The sequence below is a fragment of the Microbacterium sp. SA39 genome, from assembly GCF_000967865.1.
Classification (GTDB): domain Bacteria; phylum Actinomycetota; class Actinomycetes; order Actinomycetales; family Microbacteriaceae; genus Microbacterium.
Genome location: NZ_JXRU01000038.1, coordinates 1 through 21476 on the forward strand (window position 1 = coordinate 1; position 21476 = coordinate 21476).

Annotated in this window: 24 protein-coding genes and 2 tRNA genes; 12 read left to right on the forward strand and 14 right to left on the reverse strand. The window is 67.6% G+C overall.

The features are described 5' to 3' along the window. Positions 1 to 218, forward strand: a 218-nt coding sequence (locus RS85_RS14755; RefSeq protein WP_046014242.1) for an integrase core domain-containing protein, incomplete at its 5' end; no start/stop codon positions are given. Here RS85_RS14755 and RS85_RS14760 read toward each other — a convergent pair. Then, positions 215 to 880: a hypothetical protein gene (locus tag RS85_RS14760; protein WP_046014243.1), complete on the reverse strand. Its 666-nt coding sequence runs from the start codon at positions 878 to 880 to the stop codon at positions 215 to 217. The genes RS85_RS14755 and RS85_RS14760 overlap by 4 nt on opposite strands. A gap of 50 nt (positions 881 to 930) precedes the next feature. Here RS85_RS14760 and RS85_RS14765 point away from each other — a divergent pair, with 50 nt between their 5' ends. Beyond that, positions 931 to 1815, forward strand: coding sequence for an acyl-CoA thioesterase (locus RS85_RS14765; RefSeq protein ID WP_046014244.1), 885 nt, complete (start codon positions 931 to 933; stop codon positions 1813 to 1815). Here the strand turns inward: RS85_RS14765 and RS85_RS14770 are convergent. From RS85_RS14770 to RS85_RS14790, 5 genes are all read right to left on the reverse strand, one after another. Beyond that, positions 1812 to 2180 carry an HNH endonuclease gene (locus RS85_RS14770; RefSeq protein WP_046014245.1) on the reverse strand — a complete coding sequence of 123 codons (369 nt, stop codon included), beginning with the start codon at positions 2178 to 2180 and terminating at the stop codon, positions 1812 to 1814. The genes RS85_RS14765 and RS85_RS14770 overlap by 4 nt on opposite strands. Positions 2181 to 2215: 35 nt before the next feature. Then, positions 2216 to 2692 (reverse strand): acyl-CoA thioesterase, encoded by a 477-nt coding sequence (locus tag RS85_RS14775; protein WP_046014246.1) that lies wholly within the window; start codon positions 2690 to 2692, stop codon positions 2216 to 2218. After that, complete coding sequence (ettA, locus tag RS85_RS14780; RefSeq protein ID WP_046014247.1) at positions 2692 to 4371, reverse strand: energy-dependent translational throttle protein EttA; 1680 nt, start codon at positions 4369 to 4371, stop codon at positions 2692 to 2694. Before ettA ends, RS85_RS14775 begins: the two co-directional genes overlap by 1 nt. Positions 4372 to 4434: 63 nt before the next feature. Beyond that, entirely contained in the window at positions 4435 to 4932 is a 498-nt protein-coding gene (locus RS85_RS19850; protein WP_046014248.1) for a DUF6993 domain-containing protein, read from the reverse strand. A 72-nt stretch (positions 4933 to 5004) separates the two neighbouring features. Further along, entirely contained in the window at positions 5005 to 5553 is a 549-nt protein-coding gene (locus tag RS85_RS14790; protein ID WP_046014249.1) for a single-stranded DNA-binding protein, read from the reverse strand. A 204-nt stretch (positions 5554 to 5757) separates the two neighbouring features. On the opposite strand from RS85_RS14790, the gene RS85_RS14795 reads away from it, so the two are divergent. The 8 genes from RS85_RS14795 (at position 5758) to RS85_RS14835 (ending at position 9336) form a co-directional block, all read left to right on the forward strand. After that, complete coding sequence (locus RS85_RS14795; RefSeq protein WP_046014250.1) at positions 5758 to 6027, forward strand: hypothetical protein; 270 nt, start codon at positions 5758 to 5760, stop codon at positions 6025 to 6027. Positions 6028 to 6604: 577 nt separating this feature from the next. After that, positions 6605 to 6680: transfer RNA gene (locus RS85_RS14805), tRNA-Arg, on the forward strand. A gap of 34 nt (positions 6681 to 6714) precedes the next feature. Then, positions 6715 to 7341, forward strand: coding sequence for an oligoribonuclease (gene orn / locus RS85_RS14810; protein ID WP_046014251.1), 627 nt, complete (start codon positions 6715 to 6717; stop codon positions 7339 to 7341). Between the two features lie 36 nt (positions 7342 to 7377). Next, positions 7378 to 7453: transfer RNA gene (locus RS85_RS14815), tRNA-His, on the forward strand. A 76-nt stretch (positions 7454 to 7529) separates the two neighbouring features. Continuing rightward, entirely contained in the window at positions 7530 to 8159 is a 630-nt protein-coding gene (locus RS85_RS14820; protein WP_046014252.1) for a LysE family transporter, read from the forward strand. A 39-nt stretch (positions 8160 to 8198) separates the two neighbouring features. Then, positions 8199 to 8546 carry a metallopeptidase family protein gene (locus RS85_RS14825; protein ID WP_046014253.1) on the forward strand — a complete coding sequence of 116 codons (348 nt, stop codon included), beginning with the start codon at positions 8199 to 8201 and terminating at the stop codon, positions 8544 to 8546. Then, complete coding sequence (gene clpS / locus RS85_RS14830) at positions 8537 to 8839, forward strand: ATP-dependent Clp protease adapter ClpS (RefSeq protein ID WP_046014254.1); 303 nt, start codon at positions 8537 to 8539, stop codon at positions 8837 to 8839. Before RS85_RS14825 ends, clpS begins: the two co-directional genes overlap by 10 nt. After that, on the forward strand, positions 8836 to 9336 hold the full coding sequence (locus RS85_RS14835) for a DUF2017 family protein (protein ID WP_046014255.1): 501 nt from the start codon (positions 8836 to 8838) through the stop codon (positions 9334 to 9336). Before clpS ends, RS85_RS14835 begins: the two co-directional genes overlap by 4 nt. Positions 9337 to 9340: 4 nt before the next feature. On the opposite strand, the gene RS85_RS14840 is transcribed toward RS85_RS14835, so the two are convergent. From RS85_RS14840 to gatC, 6 genes are read right to left on the reverse strand one after another with little or no spacing between them, the layout of a single operon-like run. Beyond that, positions 9341 to 9922, reverse strand: coding sequence for a hypothetical protein (locus RS85_RS14840; RefSeq protein ID WP_082087649.1), 582 nt, complete (start codon positions 9920 to 9922; stop codon positions 9341 to 9343). Then, positions 9906 to 10223: a hypothetical protein gene (locus RS85_RS14845; RefSeq protein WP_046014256.1), complete on the reverse strand. Its 318-nt coding sequence runs from the start codon at positions 10221 to 10223 to the stop codon at positions 9906 to 9908. Before RS85_RS14845 ends, RS85_RS14840 begins: the two co-directional genes overlap by 17 nt. Positions 10224 to 10262: 39 nt before the next feature. Beyond that, positions 10263 to 11519, reverse strand: coding sequence for a DNA polymerase IV (gene dinB / locus RS85_RS14850; RefSeq protein WP_046014257.1), 1257 nt, complete (start codon positions 11517 to 11519; stop codon positions 10263 to 10265). A gap of 50 nt (positions 11520 to 11569) precedes the next feature. Next, the gene (gatB, locus tag RS85_RS14855; RefSeq protein ID WP_046014258.1) at positions 11570 to 13084 is read right to left on the reverse strand and encodes an Asp-tRNA(Asn)/Glu-tRNA(Gln) amidotransferase subunit GatB; all 1515 of its coding nucleotides are present in this window, start codon (positions 13082 to 13084) and stop codon (positions 11570 to 11572) included. Beyond that, complete coding sequence (gatA, locus tag RS85_RS14860) at positions 13084 to 14628, reverse strand: Asp-tRNA(Asn)/Glu-tRNA(Gln) amidotransferase subunit GatA (protein ID WP_046014259.1); 1545 nt, start codon at positions 14626 to 14628, stop codon at positions 13084 to 13086. The genes gatB and gatA overlap by 1 nt, the downstream gene beginning before the upstream one ends. Next, positions 14625 to 14924 (reverse strand): Asp-tRNA(Asn)/Glu-tRNA(Gln) amidotransferase subunit GatC, encoded by a 300-nt coding sequence (gatC, locus tag RS85_RS14865; protein WP_046014260.1) that lies wholly within the window; start codon positions 14922 to 14924, stop codon positions 14625 to 14627. The genes gatA and gatC overlap by 4 nt, the downstream gene beginning before the upstream one ends. A 68-nt stretch (positions 14925 to 14992) precedes the next feature. Between gatC and RS85_RS14870 the strand changes: the two genes are divergently transcribed. Together RS85_RS14870 and RS85_RS14875 are read left to right on the forward strand one after the other, a co-directional pair. Continuing rightward, positions 14993 to 16693: a long-chain-fatty-acid--CoA ligase gene (locus tag RS85_RS14870; protein WP_046014261.1), complete on the forward strand. Its 1701-nt coding sequence runs from the start codon at positions 14993 to 14995 to the stop codon at positions 16691 to 16693. Positions 16694 to 16759: 66 nt separating this feature from the next. Next, complete coding sequence (locus tag RS85_RS14875; RefSeq protein ID WP_046014262.1) at positions 16760 to 18580, forward strand: DEAD/DEAH box helicase; 1821 nt, start codon at positions 16760 to 16762, stop codon at positions 18578 to 18580. 87 nt (positions 18581 to 18667) lie between these two features. On the opposite strand, the gene RS85_RS14880 is transcribed toward RS85_RS14875, so the two are convergent. Then, on the reverse strand, positions 18668 to 19135 hold the full coding sequence (locus RS85_RS14880) for a hypothetical protein (RefSeq protein ID WP_046014263.1): 468 nt from the start codon (positions 19133 to 19135) through the stop codon (positions 18668 to 18670). Further along, a complete protein-coding gene (gene ligA / locus RS85_RS14885; RefSeq protein WP_046014264.1) occupies positions 19132 to 21465 on the reverse strand; it encodes an NAD-dependent DNA ligase LigA in 2334 nt (777 codons plus the stop codon). The genes RS85_RS14880 and ligA overlap by 4 nt, the downstream gene beginning before the upstream one ends. Positions 21466 to 21476 lie beyond the last annotated feature (11 nt).

Below are 21476 nucleotides of genomic sequence, written 5' to 3' on the forward strand. Positions count from 1 at the left end.
CGAAGCCTTACCGCCCCCAAACGAACGGGAAGGTCGAGCGCTTCAACCGCACCCTCGCCCAGGAATGGGCTTACGCCGAGACCTACGCCAGCGACGAAGCCCGAGCAGCAACCTACGACACCTGGCTCCATCACTACAATCACCACAGACCCCACACCGGCATCAGCGGCCAAACACCCTCAGACCGCGTTCACAACCTCACGGGGAAGAACAGCTAGCTCGCGGCGCGCGTGTCGCGAACAGCGGTCAGTCCCGAGGCGACCGGCCCCCTGGCGAGGACATGTCCGCGGCGGAAAGCCAGGCGCGTCCAGCGTCCGGAGCGCATCACGGGAACATCCTCTTCCCCGGAGATGAAACCCAGGGCATCGGCGGCGAATGCGATCCCCCGCGGCAGTCCGCCGAGCTCATCATCAGGCTCGCCCCAGATGGCTGCGCGCAGTGCGCGGACGGCCTCTTCGCCAGAGCCGGGCGTCGCACCGCGGGCGACGGCGGAGATCCCCCATTGCGCGCGCTGGGCGATCATCGAGGCCGAGAGCGTGGAGTCTGGTGCCCACTCGGATCTCGGCGGCGCCACACCGGCCCACGCCGGCGACAGACCCGTATCGGGAAGATTCAGGCGCAGCGGGTCGTCCGACGCGGTGAGCTGGTCGACGACGATGTCGCACTCGAGCTCGGGATCGGCATGCACGATGCGCATCGCGAGGACCGTCGGGGTGTTGTCGAAGAGTCCGTGCGGGGCGAGAGCGGCCGTCGTCAGCGCGAGCACCCCGTTCGCCGCTTGGAGACGGACGCCGTCATCGGTGATCCGGGTCGCCCGACCGACGAACGTGAGAACGTCTTTCGCGGTGTCGGGATCGGTGAGGAGAAGGTGATGCGGCACGCGTTCTAAACTACCAACGGACCGGCGCCCTCGGTCGCGGAGAGGAACGAATGAGCCCCGAAGAGCACGCCATCCAGACCGTCGAACGACTGCTCGACGTGCTCGACCTCGACTTCACGCAGGCACGGACCACCGAGGACATCTTCACCGGGTCGTCGCACGCCATGCCCACAGGCCGCATCTACGGCGGCCAGGTGCTCGCGCAGAGTCTCATCGCGGCAGAGCGCACGCTCCCCGAGGACCGCCCCGTCCATTCCATGCACGGCTATTTCCTGCGGCCCGGCGATTCCGGCCAGGGGATCACGATCGCGGTGGACCGCATCCACGACGGGCGCTCGTTCTCGACGCGGCGCTCGCAGGCGTACCAGAACGGGGTGCCGATCTTCTCCATGATCGCCTCGGCGCAGGATCAGGATCCGGGCGTCGAACACGCGGAGCCGATGCCCGCGGGTGTTCCGGACCCGGAGGACCTCGCGTCGGACGAGGACAGGGTCAAGGGGCTGCCGGGTGGTGCGGCACGGATGCTGAGCGACCGGGCCGCCGACGTCCGCCATGTGGACTCGCCGCTGTATCTTCCGAGCGACGACCAACATGTCGCCAGGCAGGCGGTGTGGATGCGGATGCGCGCGCCTCTTCCCGACGATCAGCGACTGCACCGCGCCGCGTTGGCGTACCTGAGCGACATGACGATCCAGGAGTCGATCCTCCGAGCGCACGGCCTGTACTGGTCGATGCCGGGACTGAAGGTCGCGAGCCTGGACCACGCGATGTGGTGGCATCGTCCTGCGCGCGTCGACGAGTGGCTGCTCTATGTGCAGGAGTCTCCCAACGCGCGGGGAGGCCGAGGACTCGCGACGGGCAGGATCTACTCGCGCGAGGGCGGCCTCGTCGCCAGCGTCACGCAGGAGATCATGATCCGGGTGCCTTCGGACTAGTCCGCGGTGAGCGCGGGCAGGATCGCGGCGTAGCGGGCGAGGAAGGTACGTTCGTCGAGCTTCTTACGGCGCAGCCACCCGGTGACCTCGCTGTTGCTCTTGCTCGCATTGCAGGACGCGCACGCGGGCACGACGTTGTCGAGCGTGTACCGCCCGCCGCGCGAGATCGGGGTGACGCAATCGCGCTGGAGCGGCCGATCCTGCGACCGGCAATAGGCGCACCCGCCCCAGGCTGCCACGATCTCGGTCCACTGCGAGGTGGTGAGGTCGTTGTCGACCCGGTCCAGTCGGCGCTGCCGGCGTTTCGCATACCGTGCGCGCGCGGCCGCGGAGGTGGTGGCGGGGAACCTGCGGCGTGAAGACACAGGACGACGGTAGCGCGATCAGTCCCCGAAACGGTCTAACGGTGCGCGTACTCGATCGAATCGCCCACGAACGGCTCCCAGGCGTCGCGCATCTCCGGCGTCAGCCGAGTCGGACGTCCGCTCGCGGCATCCACCAGCACGATGACAGCGGTCGACCGGGCGTAGATCGTCCGCGGCCGGGCTTCGGGATCGTTGTGCACCTCGTAGCAGACCTCGACGCTCGACCCGCCGAGCTTGCCGAACCACATCTGCACCTCGAGCGGACGGCGCTGGTACGGCACTGGCGCGAGGTACTCGATCTCCTGGCGGGCGATGAGAGTCAGGATGCCCTCGTCGAAGCCGGAATCCAGGACGGCAGTCGAGGGCGCCTCCTCCCCCGGCCCCGCACGCCAGAACGCGCGGACGCGCGCCTCCTCGAGCAACTTGAGCATCGAGGTGTTGTTGACGTGGTTGAACGCATCCAGATCTCCCCAGCGAAGGTGGATCGGGATGTGGAGCCGGGGCGACGACATCAGTCGCGCGTGAGCTTGCGGTGCGTGGAACGGTGCGGCTTCGCGGCGTCCGGACCGAGGCGTTCGATCTTGTTCTCCTCGTACGCCTCGAAGTTGCCCTCGAACCAGTACCACTGGCCGGGGTTCTCGTCGGTGCCCTCGTAGGAGAGGATGTGGGTCGCGATGCGGTCGAGGAACCACCGGTCGTGTGTGATGACCACGGCGCAGCCGGGGAACTCGAGAAGAGCGTTCTCGAGCGAGCTCAGCGTCTCGACATCCAGGTCGTTGGTGGGCTCATCGAGCAGCAGCAGGTTGCCACCCTCTTTGAGCGTGAGCGCCAGGTTCAGGCGGTTGCGCTCACCGCCGGAGAGGACACCGGCCTTCTTCTGCTGGTCGGGGCCCTTGAAACCGAACTTCGAGACGTACGCACGCGAGGGGATCTCGGTCTTGCCGACCTGGATGTAGTCGAGTCCGTCGGACACGACCTCCCACAGTGTCTTGTTCGGGTCGATGTTCGAGCGCGACTGGTCGACGTAGCTGATCTTGACCGTCTCGCCGATCTTCAGGTCACCGCCGTCCAGGGGCTCGAGTCCGACGATCGTCTTGAAGAGCGTGGTCTTACCCACACCGTTCGGTCCGATCACGCCGACGATGCCGTTCGGCGGCAGGTTGAAGCTGAGGCCGTCGATCAGCACGCGGCCGTCGAAGCCCTTCTGCAGCTTCTTGGCGTCGATGACGATGCCTCCGAGGCGCGGGCCCGCGGGGATCTGGATCTCATCGAAGTCCAGCTTCCGGGTCCGCTCGGCCTCGGTCGCCATCTCCTCGTAGCGCGCAAGACGCGCCTTCGACTTGGTCTGACGACCCTTGGCGCTGGAGCGCACCCACTCGAGCTCCTCCTTGAGGCGCTTGGCGAGCTTCGCGTCCTTCTTGCCCTGGACCTCGAGGCGCTCGCCCTTCTTCTCGAGGTAGGTGGAGTAGTTGCCCTCGTAGCCGATGAGACGGCCGCGGTCGACCTCGGCGATCCACTCGGCGACGTGGTCGAGGAAGTACCGGTCGTGGGTGATCGCGATCACCGCGCCCTTGTACGCCTGCAGATGCTGCTCGAGCCACAGCACGCTCTCGGCATCGAGGTGGTTGGTGGGCTCGTCGAGGAGCAGGAGGTCGGGCTTCTGAAGGAGCAGCTTGGCCAGTGCCACGCGGCGCTTCTCACCACCGGAGAGCGGGGCGATCGCGGCATCCGCCGGCGGAGTGCGCAGTGCATCCATGGCCTGGTCCAACTGAGAGTCGAGATCCCAGCCATCAGCGGCGTCGATCTCCTCCTGGAGCCCGCCCATCTCGGCGAGGAGCGCGTCGAAGTCGGCATCAGGATCGGCCATCAGCGCCGAGATCTCGTTGAAGCGGTCGACCTTGGCCTTGATGGCGATGCCGTCCTGAATGTTCTCGATGACGGTCTTCGTCTCGTCGAGCTCCGGCTCTTGCATGAGGATGCCCACGGAGAATCCGGGAGACAGCTTGGCCTCACCGTTGGAAGGCGTATCGAGGCCGGCCATGATCTTGAGGATCGTGGACTTTCCAGCGCCGTTCGGACCGACCATGCCGATCTTGGCGCCAGGAAGGAATGCCATGGTGACGTCGTCGAGGATGAGCTTCTCGCCCACTGCCTTGCGTGCACGCACCATCGAGTAGATGTACTCAGCCACCGAAAACCGCTCCTTCTGTTGGCGTCGAAGATCGACACTCCAGCCTACCGGCCCTCAGCTGGGTCACCAGTCGATGGGCCGAGTCGTGCCGATCAGGCAGCGCCCTTCTGCGAGCTGGGGCATCACTGCCGTGACGACCTGGCCCGTCGACGGGCCGACCTGTCCGACGAGGCACTCGTCCTCGCCCCAGCGAACCGAGAACTGCAGGCTCTCGGCGGGGTTGCCGACCGTGGACTGGTCCTGGGTCACCTGCATGCTCGCCCGGTCGAATCCCGCGGCGATGAGCGCGTCGATGTACGCCCGCCCGGATCCGCGCTGCTCGGTAGCCCACACGGCCTCAGCCGTGCTCGTGAAGACCGGCAGGTTCTCGTCGGCCGTGCCATCCGGCATGAGGGCGGGCGCAGCAGGTGTCGCCGAACTCGCCGAAGGCGTGGCCTCGGCCGTCGGCCCGACGGGCGGATCGGGTGTAGGGCCGCAGGCGGACAGGACGAGCAGCGCGGCGGTCGCGGCCACGAGGGTTGCGGCTGCACGCGGAGCCGCAGAGACCGGTCGACGAAGCACGTGCTGAGTCTACGTGCCGAGCCCCCGTGAACCGCGACGCCGACCGGTCTCGGCTCTGTTGGATACGTCGCCTCAGTACGCCGTCGCCGACGCCGCTGCACCGCCGCCCGCAGGTACTTCGGCCCAGGAGATATCGAGGTCGGACAGCTCGTCGCCGGCATCTTCCTCGCCGTCGATACCGTCCTCGGCGTCACGGCCGACTTCCGGCTCGCTCGTGCGGTGGTCCGGAGACGATCCGCGCGCTCCGGAATCGGACGGTGTCGCTCGACTTCGCGCAAGGAAGGCCGAGGTGCCCCACCGAAGATCGTGACCTATGGCGTCGGCGATGATGTCGACGCTCGTCCCCTGCTTCCCGTTGCTCTCCCACGTACGGATCTTCAGCCGGCCGGTGACGATGACGCTGTCACCCGTTCGCAGTGACGCCTTGGCGTGCTCGCCGAGTTGCCGGAACGCCGCGACCGAGAACCAGTTCGTATCGGAGTCGGTCCAGGTCTGCGTCGAGTTGTCGAACCGGCGATGGGTGCTGGCGAGGCGGAAGTTCGTGACCGGGTCACCTCCGCCCGTCTGCCCTTGGGTCGGATCGGTGGCGACTCGTCCCACGATCGTCACGGTGTCATTCATGTCAGTCCTCTCGATGCCCGAGTCGCTTGCTCGGATCGACCCAGCGTGCGTCTTTCTCCAGGGTCGCGGACGCCGCTAACCCGAGATCAGTGGATATAAAGGCTCGGGCTTGGGCCGGTGCAGAACGCATGTCACCGACGTCTTCGAACGGGCCGCACCGAATGTCGGTGGTCGGTCATATGTTCGAATCAGAAGGGAGTTCCGATGTCCGACAGCTTGACCACCTATCTGCCCGAGGTTCCGTACGCGACGCCTCGGCTCTCCTCCCCGCGCGAACACCTCGTCCGCGCGTCCGACCACCTCTGGCGAGTCCAGGACCGCGCCGAACGCGTCCTCGGCCACCTGCGCATCGTCGCCGATCCCCTCGGCCTGCGCTATCGCGCGGAGCGACTGCATCTCGCCACCGGCACCTTCCGCCTCGTCGGAGAGTTCTGGCGGGTCGACGACGCGGTCGCGGCGCTGCGCTACTCGTAGGCGCGCGGATGCCCAGCTCGGAAGAACGCCTCTACACGATGCAGGCGTGGCACCGGCATCAGAACTTCACGAGGATGATCGCGTACCTGCGTGATCATCCGTGTCACGATTGCGGCGAACCGGACCCCCTCGTGCTCGACTTCGACCATCTTCCTGGCTGTGAAAAGCGCTTCGAGATCGCCAGGGCCGTCAACGCCTCGACTCGCGCGTGTCGACGATTCTCGCGGAGATCGCGAAGTGCGAGGTGGTTTGCGCGAACTGCCATCGCAGGCGAACCGCGCGACGAGCCGGAAGCCGTAAACACCTGATGTCCCTCGGTCTCGAACTCCCTGCGCCGGCTCGCCTGCCCTCCCACCGGGCTCAAATACCCCACGGTGGCGGGGTGAAAGGGCGCAGAGGATGCTCGTGCGAACCCTGCAGAGCGCGCCGGAATGCCTACTCGCGTGAGATTCGTGCCGCAGCCGCCGCCCGGCGTCGGCCCGACGCGGCCGATGCGGGCGCGTCCGATGCAGGCGCGGCCGGCGCTTGCACGACCGACGAGGAGTCCGCATGAAGTTTTCGCTAGTCTGGACGCCTACCCCCAGTAGCTCAGTGGACAGAGCATCGATCTTCTAAGTCGCCGGTCGCAGGTTCGAACCCTGCCTGGGGGGCCACAGCAGATGTCGGGCCCGTCGATAGGATGGCGGAATGGTATCTGCGTCGGAGAACGATCGTCTCGTATGGATCGATTGCGAGATGACGGGACTCGATCTCGCGGTCGATGAGCTCGTCGAGATCGCGGTCGTCATCACCGATTTCGAGTTGGAGCCGATCGACCCGGGCTTCCAGATCGTTATACGTCCGAACGACGCGGCGCTCGCGAACATGAACGATTTCGTGACCAAGATGCATGAGACCTCGGGTCTCATCAAGGAGATCCCCCACGGCGTCTCACTCGAAGACGCCGAGGCGCAGACGCTTGCGTACATCCGTCGATTCGTGCCGTTGGAACGGAAGGCTCCCCTCGCGGGCAACACGATCGGCACGGACCGGATGTTCCTCGCGAAGTACATGCCCCAGGTCGATCAGTGGCTGCACTATCGGAACGTCGATGTGTCCAGCATCAAAGAGCTCTCGCGTCGCTGGTATCCCCGAGTGTTCTTCCAGGCGCCGGCGAAAGACGGCGGTCACCGCGCACTCGCCGACATCCTCGAGTCCATCCGCGAACTGCGGTACTACCGGGAAGCCGTGTTCGTCGATGAGCCCGGCCCGTCGAGTGACGACGCGCGCGTGATCGCCACCCGCACCGTGTCGGAGTTCACCCCGAACATGTAATAGACTCATCTGGTTGCCCGCTCCGGTGGGCACATGGTGGGTATAGCTCAGCTGGTAGAGCGCTGGCTTGTGGTGCCGGATGTCGCGGGTTCGAGTCCCGTTACTCACCCCAGTGAAGAGGCCTGAATCGTCTGATTCGGGCCTCTTCTGCGTTCGAGCCCCGCACGGCCGACCTCTAGACTGACAGCGTGTCACTCGCGGTCTGGTTCTCTCTCCTCACCGCCTCCGTCGTCATCAGCTTCACGCCGGGCGCCGGCGCGATCAACACGATGTCGAACGCACTCAACCAGGGCTGGCGCCGCTCCATCTGGGGCATCATCGGGCAGCAGATCGCCCTCATCGTGCACGTGGCGATCGTCGCGGCCGGTGTCGGGCTCCTCGTCTCCCGCTCCGACGTCCTCTTCAACACGATCCGCTACGCCGGTGCCGCCTACCTCGTCTTTCTCGGCATCCGCCTCATCCTGACCAAGCCCGCAGAGATCGCAGACGACACCGTGGCACCTGTCGATTCCCGCGAAGGCCACTGGTCGATGATCCGACGCGGATTCTGGGTCAACCTGCTGAACCCGAAGGCCATCGTCTTCTTCCTCGCATTCATCCCTCAGTTCATCCGGCTCGACGAGCCTCCGCTCCCCCAGTACCTGACCCTCGTCGCCACCGTCATCATCGTCGACGTCATCGTCATGTGGGGCTTCTTCGCCGCCGCCGCGCGTCCGTTCCGCCGTCTCACGCGATCCGCGCGGGGCCAGCGAATACTCAACAGCGTCTTCGGGGTGCTGTTCATCGCCGTCGCAGCCCTCCTCGTCTTCCTGCACTGACGGGCGCTGCCCGGCGCTCCCGCCCCTAGGCTGGACGGGATGGAGATGGATGCTGCAGCCTTCGAAGCGCTCGTGATCGACGAGCTCGATCAACTGCCCGACGACATGGTCGACGGGCTCGAGAACGTGGTGTTCGTCGTCGAGGATCGCCCCGAAGACGGAACCCTCGACCTGCTCGGCCTGTACGACGGATCCGCACTGACCGAACGAGGACAGTACGGCATGGGCGAGCTTCCCGACCGCATCGTGCTGTTCCGCGAACCGCACCTCGCGCAGTGCGACACCGAGCCAGAGCTGCGCGACGAGATCCACACCACCCTGGTCCACGAGATCGCCCACTTCTACGGCCTGGATGACGCGCAACTCCATGAGATGGGGTGGGCGTGAGCGCGCCTCTCGCGGCCCCGGAAATCGACGAGACCACCGATCTCCGGGCCGCTCCGCTCGAACCGTGGGAGGTCGTCGTCTGGAATGACCCGGTGAACCTCATGAGCTACGTCGTCCGCGTGTTCCGCACCTACTTCGGCTACTCGCTCGAACGGGCGACGGCCCTCATGCTCGCGGTCCACCACGACGGTCACGCGATCGTCGCCACCGGTCCTCGAGAGACCATGGAGGTCCACGCGCAGGCCATGCACGACTACGGTCTCTGGGCCACGGTACGGAAGGCGGGCCGATGAGTTCGCACGACATCGTCGTTCCGCTCGCTCTGCTGGAAGGCATCCATCTCGGCAGGCTCGTCGACGACTTCGTCGAGCTCCTGACCGATCGCGACCCAGACGATTCCGCGGTGCAGCGACTGACGCCCAGCGCCTACCCGGACGACCGGGACGCGGCTGAGTCTTTCGCCGCCAGCACCCGAGACGATCTGCTGAACCGGCGCATCACCGAAGCCGCGACGGTTCGCAAGGAACTCTCGCCGTTCGTCGCCGACGTGGAGTCTCTCTCCGAAGACGACGCCATGGCGCCGCGCGACCTCGTCATCGCGGAGGATGACCTCGACGCCTGGTTGCGCACGCTGACGGCGATCCGGCTGGTCATCGCCGAGCGTCTGGGGATCACGAGCGAGGATCAGCAGGCCGACGACGGCCGAGGCGACCTCTACGACTGGCTCGGCTACCGTCTCGAAGTGCTCATACAAGCGGCTGACGACGCCGACGAACGCCGAGGACGCTGACGGATCACGGAATCTCGACGACTCTCGTCGCGAGCATCCGAGGATCGTCCCTCTCCACGTGCCGCTGCTCCTGAGCGGCCCAGCGCTCCCAATGAGGCCGGTAGGTCTCGCCGTCCCGCGCGAGCGCCCGCGCCTTGCGTGCAGCCTCTGCGGACTCCACCCAGACCCGCACGTCTCCGAGACCGGCAGTCGCCGGAGTCAGGATGCCGCTGCCTTCGACGATGACTCCCAGCGCGGGATCCACCGCGTGGCTCTCGGCCTCGGTCTCCCGTTCCCAGTCCCACCGTCGCCAGGTGCCGAGGTATCCGCGACCGTGCGGACGGAGGACCCACTCGAGCGCACGTTCTACGCCGTCATCGAGTCCGTCCCAGCCCGGGTACAGCGAATCCAGGGCGATCAGCTGGACTCGCCCGACGAGCGGCCATCGAGCGACCAGCCGCGCAGCCAGAGAGGACTTCCCCGCACCGCTGCGGCCGTCGATCAGCACCACGGGGTTCGCGGCGGACAGCGCGCGGATGTCCTGAGCGATCAGTGTCGCGGCGCGATCGAGCGCGTCCGCGACGGGATCGTCACTTCTTGAGGGCACGGATGATGCGCGTGAGTGCCCGCCCGGTGACCCAGACGAACGGCACCGCGACGACGAGCAGTGTCACGAGGTTCGGCTCGAACCGCAGGCCCTCTTCCCGACGGACGTACACGCCGACCGGAATCGACACCCCGCCGCCTCCACCGCCCTCTGCGCCCTCACCGCTTCCTCCGCCGAAGCCGGAGTAGGTGAAGGAGACCGGGGTGATGCTCACCCCGTCGACGTCCTGCGGCTCACCGTACGAGCTCTTCACGCCGAAAGACGCGATCTGCTTTCCCAGTTCCAGTGCAATGTTCGGCATGGTTCCACGCTAGCCCACGAAGGGCCTCCGAGTGAGGGCTCAATCGGAGCCGTGCGCCTTCGGGTGCTGCGCAGCGTCCCGCCCCGAGGCGCGCCCGATGTGCCGAGCTCGACTGATCGTGGCGGTCCCGAACCGAGCGACGGCCTCGTCCACGGCACCTTCGACCTTGCGCCAGTCCTCGTCGTCATCCCAGAGGCCCAGCCCCCCGCCGCCTGCCGGTCGGAGGTTCTCGGCCCGTACGCCGAGCAGCCTGACGGGATCGCGCCGCTCGATCTGCTCGAAGAGCGTCTGCGCCGCCTCTCCGATCCGCTGCCCGACCGCGGAGGGCTCGCTGAGGGTCTGCGAGCGGTTCAGGGTGCGGAAGTCGTCGAAGCGCACCTTGATCGACACGGTCGCCGCTTCCCACTCCGCACGTCGAAGTCGCGCAGCGACGCGATCCGCCAGCCGCAGCAGTTCCGCACGGAGGAACGCGCGGTCGAGGATGTCGTGTTCGAACGTCTCCTCATGACCGATGCTCTTCTCGATGCGCTCCGTGTCGACGGCGCGAGCGTCCTCACCGCGAGCGAGCTGCACGAGCCTGGCGCTGAGCGCCGGACCGACTGCGCGCTCCAGCATCTCGGATGACGCCTCGCGGATGTCCTTGATCGTGCGGATACCGCGGGCCTCCAGCGACTCGGCCGCCTTGGGCCCCACGCCCCACATCGCACGGACAGGTCGCGGCGCGAGGAAGTCGAGGGTGTCGGCCGCTGCGACGACCAGCATCCCGTCCGGCTTGGCGATCGTCGACGCCATCTTCGCCACGTGCTTGGTCGCGGCCACCCCGACACTGCAGGTGATCCCGACCTCGGCGAGTACACGTGCTCGGATCTGCTCGGCGATCTGGGCGGGGCGCCCCCACAGCCTCCGCACGCCCTGCACGTCGAGGAAGGCTTCGTCGACCGACAGAGGCTCCACCAGCGGGGTGAACGATTCGAAGATCGCCATCACCTGTCGTGACACCTCCTGGTATCGGTGGAAGTGCGGCTGCACGATGCGCGCGGTGGGACACAGCCGGACCGCCTGGGCGACGGGCATCGCCGCGTGGACACCGTAACGGCGCGCCTCGTACGACGCGCTAGACACGACGGAGCGGCCGTCGGGCGCGCCGATGATCAGCGGGAGTCCGCGCAGGCTCGGATCGTCGAGCACCTCGACGGCCGCGTAGAACGCGTCCATGTCGACATGGAGGATCCGCGTCCCGGTGTCGTCGGCGTCGGTGGCAGACGTGATCTGCCCTCTGCCGTCACCGTGTCCCATGGAACCATTCTCCCTCGGGCCGCAGACGTAGGGCCCGAGGGAGCGGACTGTTACTGCGCAGCGCGCTCGAGGATGAGTTCGCGGACCCGGGCGGCGTCCGCCTGGCCCTTCATCGCCTTCATGACCGCACCGATGACAGCCCCGGCCGCCTGGACCTTGCCGTCCTTGATCTTGGCGAGCACGTCGGGCTGCGCGGCGAAGGCCTCGTCGATGGCGGCGATCAGAGCGCCGTCGTCGGACACGACGGCGAGTCCGCGCGCGTCGATGACCTCCTGGGGAGTGCCCTCCCCTGCGATGACGCCCTCGAGCACCTGACGTGCGAGCTTGTCGGTCAAGGTTCCGGCATCGATCAGCTTCTGCAGCGCGACGACGTTCTCGGGGCTGATCAGCTCGGCGGCGTCCTTCTCCTGCGCGTTCGCGAGGCGGGAGATCTCACCCGTCCACCACTTGCGCGCGGTGGCCGGTGTCGCACCGGCGGCGATGGTCGCCGCGACCTCTTCGAGCACACCGTTGTTGCGCACGTCCTGGAACTCGAGGTCGGTGAATCCCCACTCCGTCATCAGGCGACGACGACGGGCGACTGGCTGCTCGGGAAGGGCGGCGCGCAGCTCCTCGATCAGCTCGGTGGCCGGCTCGACGGGAAGCAGATCCGGCTCGGGGAAGTACCGGTAGTCATCGGCATCCGACTTCGGGCGTCCCGGCGACGTCGTGCCGGTGTCCTCGTGCCAGTGCCGCGTCTCCTGCGTGATCGTGCCGCCGTCGGCCAGGATCTGCGCCTGACGCTGGATCTCGTACCTGACAGCACGCTCCACGGAGCGCATCGAGTTCACGTTCTTCGTCTCGGTGCGCGTGCCGAGCTTCTCGGTGCCGCGCGGGCGCAGCGAGATGTTCGCGTCGCAGCGCAGGTTGCCGCGCTCGAGACGAGCCTCCGAGATGCCGAGTCCGCGGACGATGTCGCGGATCGTCTGGACGTACGCCTTAGCGACCTCCGGGGCGCGATGCTCGGTGCCGGTGATCACCTTCGTGACGATCTCGACCAGCGGGACGCCAGCGCGGTTGTAGTCGACGAGCGAATACTCGGCGCCCTGGATGCGTCCGGTCGCGCCACCCATGTGGGTGAGCTTGCCGGCGTCCTCCTCCATGTGCGCGCGCTCGATCGGGATCGTCACCACGGTGCCGTCCTCGAGCTCTACCTCGACCGATCCTTCGAACGCGATCGGCTCGTCGTACTGAGAGATCTGGTAGTTCTTGCCGAGGTCCGGGTAGAAGTAGTTCTTGCGGGCGAACCGGCTGGACTCGGCGATCGAGCAGCCGAGCGCGAGGCCCAGGCTGATCGAGGAGCGGATGGCCGTCTCGTTGACGACCGGCAGCGACCCGGGCAGACCGAGGTCGACCGGCGCGATCAGGGTGTTCGGTTCAGCCGCGTGGTACTTCTCGTTGGCCGGGTTCGGCGCGTCCGAGAACATCTTCGTGTTCGTGTTGAGCTCGACGTGCACCTCGAAACCGAGGACCGGCTCGTACAGCTCGAGCGCCTTGTCGAAGTCCATGAGCTTGGCGGTGGCCATCAGCGGGTTCCTCCGTTGTACTTCGTCTCGCTTCGCTCGCTCAGCAACCGAGGCGCCTTCGAAAGAAGCGGAGCACCCCACGAGTCGAGCAGCACGGTCTCGAGGGCGGCGCCCACCTTGTACAGGCGCGCGTCCTCGCGGGCGGGAGCGAGGAACTGGATGCCGACCGGCAACCCGTCTTCCTCGGCGAGACCGCTCGGGATCGAGATTCCAGGGACGCCGGCGAGGTTCGCCGGAATCGTGGTCACGTCGTTCAGGTACATCTGCAGAGGGTCGTCGATCTTCTCGCCGATCTTGAACGCCGTCGTGGGAGCGGACGGCGTGGCGATGACGTCGACATGGGCGAAGGCGTTCGCGAAGTCCTGCTGGATGAGCGTGCGGACCTTCTGCGCGCTGCCGTAGTAGGCGTCGTAGTAGCCAGCAGACAGCGCGTAGGTGCCGAGGATGATGCGGCGCTTGACCTCGTCGCCGAAGCCGGCGTCGCGGGTTGCGGACATCACGTCCTCGACCGTCGGGTTGCCGCCGGGGGTCACCCGCAGGCCGAAGCGCACGGAGTCGAACTTCGCGAGGTTGCTGGACGCCTCCGCGGGAAGGATCAGGTAGTAGGCGGCGACGCCGTACTCGAAGTGCGGCGCGTCGATCTCGACGATCTCCGCACCCTGCGCCTCCATCAACGCGAGAGCGCTGCGGAAGGATGCCGCGACGCCGGGCTGGAAGCCGCTGTCGGGCAGCTCGCGGATCACGCCGACCTTGAGTCCCTTGAGCACGTCGCCGCGGGCGCCCTCGCGGGCGGCATCCGCGAACGACGGCCAGGAGTCGCGCAGCGACGTGGAGTCCTTCGGGTCGTGCCCGCCGATGACGTCGTGCAACAGGCCTGCATCGAGCACCGTGCGGGTGACCGGTCCGACCTGATCGAGGCTGGAGGCCAGCGCGATCGCACCGTAACGGCTGACGCCGCCGTAGGTCGGCTTCACTCCGACTGTTCCGGTGACATGCGCGGGCTGGCGGATCGAACCGCCGGTGTCCGACCCGAGTGCCAGGGGCGCCTCGAAGGCGGCGACGGCGGCGGCAGAACCGCCGCCGGAACCACCGGGGATGCGGTCGAGGTCCCACGGGTTGCGTGTCGGACCGTATGCCGAGTGCTCCGTGGAAGAGCCCATCGCGAACTCGTCCATGTTGGTCTTGCCCAGCGGGATGAGACCGGCGGCGCGCGAACGCGCCACCACGGTGGCGTCGTAGGGCGAGCGATAGCCCTCGAGGATGCGCGACCCGCTGGTGGTCGGCTGGTCGTCGGTGACCAGGACGTCCTTGATCGCCAGCGGGACGCCCGCGATCGGTCCGAGCTGCTCCCCCGCCGCGCGTCGGGCGTCGATGGCAGCTGCAGCCTCGAGCGCCCCCTCGTTCACGTGGAGGAACGCATGCACGTCGCCGTCGACGGCGGCGATGCGGTCGAGGTGGGCCTGGGTGGCCTCGACGCTCGAGATCTCTCGGGAGGTCAGCTTGTCGGCGAGTTCTGCCGCGGTCAGCCGGATGATGTCGCTCACTGCTCTTCCCCCAGGATCGCGGTGACACGGAAGCGGCCGTCGGCGGCATCCGGAGCGTTCTGCAGCACCTGCTCGTGCGTGAGGGTCTGTCCCACCACGTCGGGGCGGAAGACGTTGCTCAGCGGGATCGGGTGGCTGGTCGCGACGATGTCGGCGGTCGCGACCTCCGACACCTTGGCGATGTTGTCGACGATGGCGTCGAGCTGGCCGGTGAGCCGCGACACCTCCTCGTCGTTCAGCTGGATACGCGCGAGCACGCCGAGATGGCGCACGAGATCAGGGGTGATTTCAGACACGCCACCAGTCTAGTTGGCGTGCTCGGGCCTCCCCCGCCGTGGCTGCTTCCGCGCCCTAAGCTGGGCACGTGAGCCAGTTCCAGCCCCCGCGCCCATGGGTCGCCAGCTATGCCGCCGGTGTCCCGGAAGACCTCTCACCCGTCGAAGGATCGCTGATCGACATCGTCGCGGCCTCGGCGCGGGACTACCCGGATGCACCCGCTCTGCAGTTCTTCGGCAGGGAGACGACGTACGCCGAGCTTCAGGACGCGATCGACCGTGCGGCCGCCGGCCTGCGTGATCTCGGCGTGCGCAGCGGCGATCCCGTCGCGATCGTGCTGCCGAACTGTCCGCAGCACATCGTGGCGTTCTACGCGGTCCTGCGCCTCGGCGCGTTCGTCGTGGAGCACAACCCCCTCTACACCCCGCGCGAGCTCCGTAAGCAGTTCGAGGACCACGGGGCGAAGCATGCGATCGTCTGGAACAAGGTCGTCACCACGGTTCAGGAGTTCCCGGCCGACCTCGCGGTCACGAACCTGGTCTCGGTCGACGTGACGCAGGCGATGCCATTTCTCACGCGCGTGGCGCTGCGGCTCCCCGTTGCGAAGGCTCGAGAGTCGCGGGTGGCGCTCACCGAGAAGGTGCGCGGCACGGTCACCTGGGATGCGCTCGTCCGTTCTGCACCGCTCCCCCCGTCGCACCCGAAGCCGTCGACCGGCGACCTCGCGATCATCCAGTACACCTCCGGCACCACCGGCACCCCCAAGGGCGCCTCGCTCACACATCGCAATCTGCTGGCCAACGCCGCACAGGCGCAAGCGTGGGTCCCATCGATCCAGCGGGGCCAGGGATGCGTCGTCTACGCGGTGCTGCCGATGTTCCACGCCTACGGGCTCACGCTCTGCCTGACCTTCGCGATGTCGATGGGTGCGCGCCTCGTGCTGTTCCCGAAGTTCGATCCCGATCTGGTGCTCGACGTCGTCAAGAAGCACCCGGCAACGTTCCTCCCGCTCGTCCCACCCGTCGCCGACCGGCTGCTCGCCGCGGCGAAGGCGAAGGGTGTGTCGCTCGAGGGCACAGAGGTCGCGATCTCAGGAGCCATGGCCCTGCCGCACGAGCTCGTCGTGCCCTTCGAAGAGGCCACCGGCGGATTCCTCGTCGAAGGATACGGCTTGAGCGAGTGCTCCCCGGTGCTGATGGCGAACCCGGTCGCCGCCCATCGCGTGCCCGGGACCGTCGGCCTGCCGCTTCCCGGCACCGAGTGCCGTGTCGTCGACCCGGAGAACCCGACCGCCGACGTCCCGGAAGGGACGCCCGGCGAGCTCGTCGTCCGTGGCCCGCAGGTCTTCTCCGGCTACTACGGCAAGCCCGAAGAGACGGAGGCGGTGTTCGTCGACGGCTGGTTCCGCACCGGCGACATCGTCACGATCGATGACGCCGGCTTCATCCGCATCGTCGACCGCATCAAGGAGCTCATCATCACCGGCGGCTTCAACGTCGCCCCCACCGAGGTGGAGAACGCCCTGCGTCAGCATCCTCAGGTGGTGGACGCCGCAGTCGTCGGTCTCGCGAGCGATCACTCCGGCGAAGAGGTCGTCGCAGCGATCGTCGTCGACAGCGCCGCGGACGTCGACGTCGAGGCGATCCGCGAGTTCGCGCGCAGCATCCTCACCCCCTACAAGGTGCCGCGGCGCATCTTCGTGGTCGACGAACTGCCCAAGTCCCTGATCGGGAAAGTACTCCGCCGGCAGGTGAAGGAGAAGCTGGTCTCCCTGACCACCGGCGCGTGAGGACGCCCTCACAGGCGGAGAACACCCTCGGGGCGCTACCCTTGGGAAGTGACCCCTGAAGACGCAGTGCTGACCGACGCCCCCGAAGACTCTCCCGCCACCCCTCGATTCGAGGAGCTCGGCATCACCGGGCCTGTGCTCAAGGCCATCAAGGATCTCGGGTATGAGACTCCCTCCCCGATCCAGGCGGCCACCATCCCGACCCTCCTCGCGGGCCGCGACGTCGTCGGCCAGGCGCAGACCGGAACCGGCAAGACCGCGGCCTTCGCCCTCCCCGTGCTCGAGCGACTCGACGTGTCGCAGAAGATCCCCCAGGCTCTCGTGCTCGCTCCTACGCGTGAACTCGCGCTGCAGGTGTGCGAGGCCTTCGAGGCGTACGCCTCGAAGATGAAGGGCGTCCACGTCCTCCCCGTCTACGGCGGACAGGGCTATGGCGTGCAGCTGTCGGCCCTGCGACGCGGCGTGCACGTGATCGTCGGCACCCCCGGTCGCATCATGGACCACCTCGCCAAGGGCACCCTCGACCTGTCCGAGCTCAAGTACCTGGTGCTCGACGAGGCCGACGAGATGCTGAAGATGGGCTTCGCGGAGGACGTGGAGCAGATCCTGGCGCAGACCCCCGCCGAGAAGCAGGTCGCCCTGTTCTCGGCGACCATGCCTCCGCAGATCCGTCGCCTGGCGCAGAAGTACCTCCGCGAGCCGGAAGAGATCAGCATCAAGTCGAAGACCGCGACGGGCACGAACATCACGCAGCGCTACCTCGTGGTGTCGTACGCACAGAAGGTCGATGCCCTCACACGCATCCTCGAGGTCGAGAACTTCGACGGCATGATCGTCTTCGTCCGCACGAAGAACGAGACCGAGACGCTCGCTGAGAAGCTCCGCGCCCGCGGATACTCCGCGACCGCGATCAACGGCGATGTCGCCCAGGTGCAGCGCGAGCGCAGCGTGAACCAGCTGAAGGACGGCAAGCTCGACATCCTCGTCGCGACCGACGTCGCCGCGCGCGGTCTCGACGTCGAGCGCATCAGCCACGTGATCAACTTCGACATCCCGACCGACACCGAGTCCTACGTGCACCGCATCGGTCGCACCGGCCGCGCCGGTCGCAAGGGTGACGCCATCAGCTTCATCACGCCTCGCGAGCGCTACCTGCTCAAGCACATCGAGAAGGCGACGCGTCAGCAGCCCGCGCAGATGCAGCTGCCGACGACCGATGACGTCAACACCACGCGTCTCGCTCGGTTCGACGACGCGATCACCACGGCACTGGGCGATTCCGCTGCGATCGAGAAGTTCCGCGACGTGATCTCTCACTACGTGCGCAATCACGATGTGCCCGAGGCGGATGTCGCCGCGGCGCTCGCGATCGTCTCGCAGGGAGACACCCCGCTCCTGCTCGACCCCGCGAACGACCGGCTCTCCAAGGCCGTCGAGGCCGACAACCGACCGCCCCGCGAAGGCGGTGCGCGCGGAACCAAGGACAACCGGGAACCCCGTGAACCTCGTACTGAGCGCCGTGGGCGCGGCGACTACACGGCCTACCGCATCGAGGTCGGCCGACGCCACCGCGTCGAGCCGCGTCAGATCGTCGGTGCGCTCGCCAACGAGGGCGGACTCGGTCGTGACGACTTCGGCGTGATCAACATCCGGCCGGACTTCTCGACCGTCGAGCTGCCGTCGAACCTCAGCCCGACCGTGCTCGAGAAGCTGCGCGACACGCGCATCTCGGGTCGTCTCATCGAGATCAAGCCGGACCGCGGACCCGGTGCTCGTCGCAGCGGACCGCGCGAGGACTCCGGCGACCGCTACGAGCGACGCGACGACCGTCCGGCGCGCGGCGACCGCGAGGAGAAGCCGTTCCGCAAGCCGCGCCACAAGGCCTGACGCGGCACTGAACTCCGCACGACCAGGACTCCGCAGGAATCACCGATCTCTGCGGAGTTCTCGTTTTTCCTTGCGGTTCGCGACTCTCTACACGGACTCCCTGGCGAGTTGCGCGGCGATGTCGATCAGCGGCTCCGGATGTGCGAGAAGCGCCCGCTGCTCCGGATTCTCGATGAGGTGAGCGAGCAGGCGGTGCGCGCCGTCGACCGTCGGCGCCCAGTATCCGCCCACGTGATGTCGGCTCAGCGGCACTGTCGTGACCTCTCCGTCGACCGTGAGCGTCACCGCGCCGTCGTCGGGATCCACGCCGAGGTCGGAGAGGACCACGGCCGTGAGGGCGCCCAGCACGATCGTGCCCACGAGTCCCGGCAGTCGGAACTTCGTGGTCGGCACATCGAGGGCGATGCTCTCCACGTCAGGCCAGGAGAGGATGCCGCGGTTCTCGACGCCTTCGCGGAGGATCACCGCCTCGGGGGTCAGCCGCAGGTGATACCGACCGGGATCGCCGACGGCCAACGCTCCCGAAACGGCGATCAGCGGTCCGTAGCGCTTCACGCTTCGTCGCCCGCCTGGTCCAGCGCGCCGGGTCCTTCCGTCACGAGGATGTGGAACTGCGCCGCGTCGAGGATGCGGATGCCGAGCTCCTCTGCCTTGCCGAGCTTCGAGCCGGCGCCCGGGCCCGCGGCCACGAAGTCGGTCTTCTTCGACACACTCGACGCCGCCTTGCCACCCGCATTGATGATGGCCTCCTGCGCACCGTCGCGGGTGTACCCCTCGAGCGATCCGGTCGCGACGACGGTCAGGCCCTCGAGAACGCCGCCGGCAGCGACAGCCGCTCCCGGGCCGGGGTGCCCGGGCGTCGACCACTGCACACCCGCCTCGGCCCACCGTCGCACGATCTCCTGATGCCAGTCGACCTCGAACCAGGCGAGCAGGGAGTCGGCGATGATCCCGCCGACGCCCTCCACCGACGCGAGCTCGTCGCGTGACGCCGCGCGGATCGCGTCCAAAGAGCCGAACCACTGCGCGAGAGCGCGAGCGGCGACCGGGCCGACGTGACGGATGTTCAGCGAGACGAGTAGCCGCCACAGGTCCTTGGTCTTCGCCTTCTCGAGCTCGGCGAGCAGGGTGACCGCTTGCGACGAGGGCTGCGGTCCCGTCGCGCCCGCCTTCTTCTCGGCGGCGGACGGGTTGCGACGGAACGGCGCGCGCGTCTTCACGAGCCCGTCCTCGTCCTCTTTCGGAAGACCCGTCTCGGCGTCGCGCACGAAGAGCTCGATCGGCACGAGTTCCTCGATCGTGAGAGCGAACAGTCCGGCTTCGGTCTCCAGCGGCGGCACTGCCGGCGACGTCGGCTGCGTCAGAGCGGCCGCCGTCACCTCGCCGAGGGCCTCTACGTCGAGCGCGCCGCGAGACCCGATGTGCTCGACCCGTCCGCGCACCTGCGCGGGGCACGACCGTGCGTTCGGGCACCGGAGGTCGATGTCGCCTTCCTTCATCGGGCGCAACGGCGTGCCGCATTCCGGGCACTCGACCGGCATCACGAACTCCCGCTCGGTGCCGTCGCGCCTCTCCACGACCGGGCCGAGGACCTCGGGAATGACGTCACCGGCCTTGCGGAGCACGACCGTGTCGCCGATCAGCACGCCTTTGGCCTTCACCACGTCTTTGTTGTGCAGGGTCGCCTGGCGCACGACGGAACCGGCGACCTGCGCCGGGGCCATGACGGCGAACGGCGTGGCGCGCCCCGTGCGGCCGACCGAGACGACGATGTCGAGCAGCTTCGTCTGCACCTCTTCCGGCGGGTACTTGTAGGCGATGGCCCACCTCGGTGCACGACTCGTTGCGCCGAGTTCGTCGTGCAACTCGAGTTCGTCGACCTTGACGACGATGCCATCGAGTTCGTGCTCGATGTCGTGCCGGTGCGCGCCGAAGTACTCCACGAAGTTTGCCACCTCGTCGATCGAGCTGCACACCTTGCTGTGCGGGCTCGTGGGCAGGCCCCACTCGGCCAGCAGGTCGTAGACCTCGCTCTGCGCCTCGACGGGCGGGTTCGTCCAGGCGCCGATGCCGTGCACGTAGAGCGCGAGAGATTCGATGCGCAGGAGCCCTGCCTCGAGCTCGAGCCCGTCCTTCTTGTCGATCTGCTGACGGAGGCCGCCGCTCGCCGCGTTCCGCGGGTTCGCGAAAGCGGGGAACCGCCGCGCCGCAGCCGTGCGCGCCTTCTCATCGTCGAAGGGCCTCTTGGCACCGCCGCGGACCTGCCATCGGGCGAGGGCGTCGTTGTAGGCGCGGTCGCGGAACGCGGCCTGCGCCGCGTTGAGCCGCTCGAACGCGGCGACGGGGATGAACACCTCACCGCGGACTTCGACGATCGAAGGGTGCCCCTCCCCGCTGAGGCGCTCGGGGATCTCCGGCAGACGCAGCGCATTCTCGGTGACGATCTCGCCCACACGGCCGTCGCCCCTGGTCGCGGCCGACGTGAGCACGCCGTTCTCGTAGCGCAGGTTGATGGCGAGGCCGTCGATCTTCAGCTCGGTGAGCCACGCCACCCGGCGTCCGGCGGACGCCTGCGTCTTCGCGGCCCACTCCCGCAGCTCCTCGAGCGAGAAGACGTTGTCGAGGCTCAGCATCCGCTCGGCGTGCTCGATCGTCGCGAGCCCCGTCGCCTCGGCGGCGCCGACCATCTGCGTCGGCGAGTCCTGTCCCTGCAGCTCGGGGTGCAGGCGCTCCAGCTCTTCCAGACGATGCATCCACCCGTCGTAGGTGAAGTCGTCGACCACCGAGGTGTCGCGCCCGTAGTAGGCGTCCTTCGCCTCGAGGATGCGAGTGGTCAGCTCTGCGGCTTCGGTTCGGGCGTCTTCCAGCGAGATGTTCTCCGGCACTCCGTCAGTCT

What these genes read in the sequence shown, in the direction of transcription:
- RS85_RS14765 (WP_046014244.1), top strand. Translation starts at nt 931, where the DNA reads ATGAGCCCCGAAGAGCACGCCATCCAGACCGTCGAACGACTGCTCGAC.
- RS85_RS14775 (WP_046014246.1), bottom strand. Translation starts at nt 2,692, where the DNA reads ATGTCGTCGCCCCGGCTCCACATCCCGATCCACCTTCGCTGGGGAGAT.
- RS85_RS14790 (WP_046014249.1), bottom strand. Translation starts at nt 5,553, where the DNA reads ATGAATGACACCGTGACGATCGTGGGACGAGTCGCCACCGATCCGACC.
- RS85_RS14795 (WP_046014250.1), top strand. Translation starts at nt 5,758, where the DNA reads ATGTCCGACAGCTTGACCACCTATCTGCCCGAGGTTCCGTACGCGACG.
- orn (WP_046014251.1), top strand. Translation starts at nt 6,715, where the DNA reads ATGGTATCTGCGTCGGAGAACGATCGTCTCGTATGGATCGATTGCGAG.
- RS85_RS14825 (WP_046014253.1), top strand. Translation starts at nt 8,199, where the DNA reads ATGGAGATGGATGCTGCAGCCTTCGAAGCGCTCGTGATCGACGAGCTC.
- RS85_RS14835 (WP_046014255.1), top strand. Translation starts at nt 8,836, where the DNA reads ATGAGTTCGCACGACATCGTCGTTCCGCTCGCTCTGCTGGAAGGCATC.
- RS85_RS14845 (WP_046014256.1), bottom strand. Translation starts at nt 10,223, where the DNA reads ATGCCGAACATTGCACTGGAACTGGGAAAGCAGATCGCGTCTTTCGGC.
- dinB (WP_046014257.1), bottom strand. Translation starts at nt 11,519, where the DNA reads ATGGGACACGGTGACGGCAGAGGGCAGATCACGTCTGCCACCGACGCC.
- gatB (WP_046014258.1), bottom strand. Translation starts at nt 13,084, where the DNA reads ATGGCCACCGCCAAGCTCATGGACTTCGACAAGGCGCTCGAGCTGTAC.